The organism is Mesorhizobium sp. LEGMi-168a, assembly GCF_058312955.1.
In genome coordinates, this window is sequence record NZ_JBZEGV010000115.1 from 1 (window position 1) to 1,257 (window position 1,257).

At 59.5% G+C, this 1,257-nt stretch carries 1 protein-coding gene and 1 pseudogene; one reads left to right on the forward strand and one right to left on the reverse strand.

What is annotated here, in order from left to right:
* Window positions 1-539 precede the first annotated feature (539 nt).
* Entirely contained in the window at window positions 540-986 is a 447-nt protein-coding gene (locus tag AC4FWB_RS34285) for a Ros/MucR family transcriptional regulator (protein WP_491030628.1), read from the forward strand.
* A gap of 24 nt (window positions 987-1,010) precedes the next feature.
* Here the strand turns inward: AC4FWB_RS34285 and AC4FWB_RS34290 are convergent.
* Window positions 1,011-1,257 (reverse strand): annotated as a pseudogene (locus AC4FWB_RS34290) (ATP-binding protein); the annotation flags it as partial.

A 1,257-nucleotide genomic window follows, 5' to 3' on the forward strand; every position in this document is an offset into this window, starting at 1 on the left:
CCGCCACGTTGACATAGATCTGCCGTAACAGATCGACGAAGGTGGGAAACGTCACCCCGCACTTGATCGCCAACCGCACCAACGGGCGAAGAATCCGGTTTAACGCGTTCTGGACCCGCTCGGCATCCAGGTTTTGTTCCGCCGATTTGCTCATCGCCGTTCCTTCACCCGTCAATCAATCACCTATCCCTCGAAATTTCCTCCGAAAATAGCCCGTGGGAAATGGTTCCACAATAGCTTGCCCGGAGAACCACGACCGCGCATCGCCGCACCCTGGCTGCAATTCTCGCGGGCAGGTTCACGCCCAGCCATCGGCTCCCGGGTTCGATTTCTGCCGGCAAATCTTCCGTGGATTGACATGTGTGAAATTTTCCCACACGATATCGCAAGGCAGATTCTTGCCATCGATCCATCGTGAAGCCATGACCGGCAAGAGGAGAGCGCTTTTGAAAAGGCCTTATATGAAGCCGACCATAACCAGGGCCTTGGATGACCGGGCGGCGGACAATTTTGACCGCGTCGACCTTGCGCATTCCGGCATGGCCAATGGGAAGAGCCTTCGACGCTCAGACGGCGCTATCCTGTATAAGGAAGGCGTCGATCACGCCGTTTCCCTGACCGCGGCCGTTGTATCCGCCTACGTGTCGAACAACCCTCTGCCCCCAGGCGAACTGCCGGAATTCATCAGCAAGATATACGCTTCGATCAAGCTGATCTCGATTGGATCGCTTGATGTCCGGCCCGAGGACATCAGAGCCGTGGCCCGGGCAAAGAAATCCGTCACACCCGAATTCATCATCTGCCTGGAAGATGGCAAGCGCTTCAAATCGCTGAAGCGGCACATCAAGGCCCATTACGGCCTTACACCGGAACAGTATCGGACGAAGTGGAACCTGCCCTCCAACTACCCGATGGTGGCGCCAAACTATTCCGCAACCCGCTCGAAACTGGCCAAATCCATGGGCCTCGGCCTGAGGATAAAATAGCCCTTCAAGACCATAGCGCCCGCATCACGCAGCCGAACTGCCCTGCTCCTGCTCTTCGGCATTCGGATCGCCCGGCGCCGTCGCCCAGGCGAGTTCGACCAGCGTCACCGTGCGCCGCCCGACGCCGTCGATCTGGCAGACGATGAGGCCCTGCTCCTCGATATAGTCGAGCAGCCGGCGCGCGCGGCGCAGCGAGTGCGATCCGTAGGCCCGCGCGATCGCCGCGTCGCTCGGGCACGGCCAGCCTTCCTTTGCGGCCCTCGCGATCATC